This is a genomic window from Streptomyces sp. RP5T (assembly GCF_003933965.1).
In the GTDB taxonomy this organism is placed as follows: Bacteria; Actinomycetota; Actinomycetes; order Streptomycetales; family Streptomycetaceae; genus Streptomyces.
Genome location: NZ_RSAJ01000923.1, coordinates 1 through 2257 on the forward strand (window position 1 = coordinate 1; position 2257 = coordinate 2257).

The window sequence follows — 2257 nt, forward strand, 5'->3', positions numbered from 1 at the left end:
GCCCCGCCGCGGTCGGCGCCGGAGGCACCGCCCGTCTCCATCGAGGACGACATCCCCGAGGACGACGACCCCGACCTCAACGAGTCGGCACTCTCGGGCCGCGAACTGATCGTGCGGGAGCTCGGGGCGACCGTGGTGGAGGAGATCACGAACGAGTAGGGAGGACCCGGCGGAGGAGCGAGCCGGGCGCCCCACCTTGGAGGAATCTACGAATCCTCTCGCTCCACCCCTTAGGAACCTGCCACAAAAACCCCGTTAGGCTGACCCCCGTGAAGGTCCTCGTCATCGGTAACGGCGCCCGCGAACACGCCCTGTGCCGCTCCCTGTCCCTCGACCCCGACGTCAGCGCACTGCACTGCGCACCCGGCAACGCCGGCATCGCCGAGGTCGCCGAGCTGCACCCGGTCGACGCCCTCGACGGCGGGGCGGTTGCCGCGCTCGCGCAGCGACTCGGCGTCGACCTGGTCGTCGTAGGCCCGGAGGCCCCGCTCGTCGCGGGGGTCGCCGACGCCGTGCGCGAGGTGGGCATCCCGGTCTTCGGCCCGTCCGGGGAGGCCGCGCAGCTCGAGGGCTCGAAGGCCTTCGCCAAGGACGTGATGGCCGCGGCCGGCGTACCCACCGCCCGGTCCTACGTCTGCACGACCCCCGAGGAGGTCGCCGAGGCCCTGGATGCCTTCGGCGCCCCGTACGTGGTCAAGGACGACGGTCTCGCCGCGGGCAAGGGCGTCGTCGTGACCAGCGACATCGAGGCCGCGACGGCCCACGCGAACGCCTGTGAGCGGGTCGTCATCGAGGAGTTCCTCGACGGCCCCGAGGTCTCCCTCTTCGCCATCACCGACGGCGACACCGTCCTCCCGCTCCAGCCCGCCCAGGACTTCAAGCGCGCCCTGGACGGCGACGAGGGCCCCAACACCGGTGGCATGGGCGCGTACTCGCCGCTGCCCTGGGCCGACCCGAAGCTGGTGGACGAGGTCCTGCAGACGGTGCTGCAGCCGACGGTCGACGAGATGCGCCGCCGCGGCACCCCCTTCTCCGGCCTGCTGTACGCCGGCCTCGCGATCACCTCGCGCGGTGTGCGGGTCATCGAGTTCAACGCCCGCTTCGGCGACCCCGAGACCCAGGTCGTCCTGGCCCGTCTCAAGACCCCGCTGGCCGGTGTCCTGCTCGCCGCCGCGAGCGGCAACCTGGAGGACCTGCCGCCCCTGCGCTGGAGCGACGAGGCGGCGGTCACCGTGGTCGTCGCCTCGCACAACTACCCCGCCACCCCGCGCACCGGTGACCCGATCACCGGCCTCGACGAGGTGGCAGTGCAGGACGCCCCGCACGCGTGGGTCCTGCACGCGGGCACCAAGCGGGACGGCGACGCGGTCGTCAGCGCCGGCGGCCGGGTCCTGTCGGTCACGGCGTCCGGCAAGGACCTCGGGGAGGCACGCGAGCGCGCGTACCGGGCCGTGGGCCGTATCCGGCTCGAAGGGTCCCAGCACCGGACGGACATCGCGGCGAAGGCGGCGTCCGGAGCCTGAGAAGCCCGAAGCATCCGGGGCCTGAGAAGCCCGAAAATCAGGGCGAAACCCCCGCACGCGAACAACCCGGCAGGCCCCGGATCCGTCTAAGGATTCGGGGCCTGATCTTTGCTGTACGTCATCCACCTTTCCCCAAAGCCATTCCATCGAGTGACCGGGCCCGCATACGGCTGACGGGGGGCCGGGGCCCAACTAGGGTGCCGCGCAAGCGTTCCGGCACTTGGCCCACCGGCATTGCGGTGTCAGTGGCGGGTGCCACAGTGGGGGAGTGAGCAACACCAGGACAGCTGGGCGTTCAGGACGGCAGGGAGGGGGTGAGGTTTGGTCATGACCGGTATCGGTGTGGAGATGGGCGCGCAGGCCGCGCGCTCCCGGGCCCTCGCCGTGCTGCGGATCCGCAGCCGTGCGCTGGCCGTGGCGCTGCTGCCCGCGGCGGCGGCCGTGGTGCTGCTCGCGGGAGGTTCCACCGGTCATCTCGTGGGCGGTTTCTGGGACAGCGCCAGGCTGGTCATGAGCGTTCTCGGGATCGTGGTGCTGCTCGCCGCCGGGGCCGTCGCCCTGGTGATCGCCCGCGCCCGGCCCGCCGTCAGTCCGACCGTCGCGATCGCCGAGGAGTCCGCGCCCGACCTGTACCGCATGGTGCGCGACCTCGCCGACCGCCTGGACGTCCCCGCTCCCTCGGCCATAGCGCTCACTCCGGACTGCGACAGCTGGCTGGAGGACCGCACCCACCC

The 2257-nt window shown here is 72.3% G+C and carries 1 protein-coding gene and 2 pseudogenes; all 3 read left to right on the top strand.

Annotation, left to right across the window (positions count from 1 at the left end):
• Positions 1 to 159: pseudogene (locus tag EHS43_RS48560) on the top strand (DNA polymerase III subunit gamma/tau); the annotation flags it as partial.
• Positions 160 to 269: 110 nt separating this feature from the next.
• Entirely contained in the window at positions 270 to 1523 is a 1254-nt protein-coding gene (gene purD / locus EHS43_RS43010) for a phosphoribosylamine--glycine ligase (RefSeq protein ID WP_125195880.1), read from the top strand.
• A gap of 327 nt (positions 1524 to 1850) precedes the next feature.
• Positions 1851 to 2257, top strand: a pseudogene (locus EHS43_RS43015) (hypothetical protein); the annotation flags it as partial.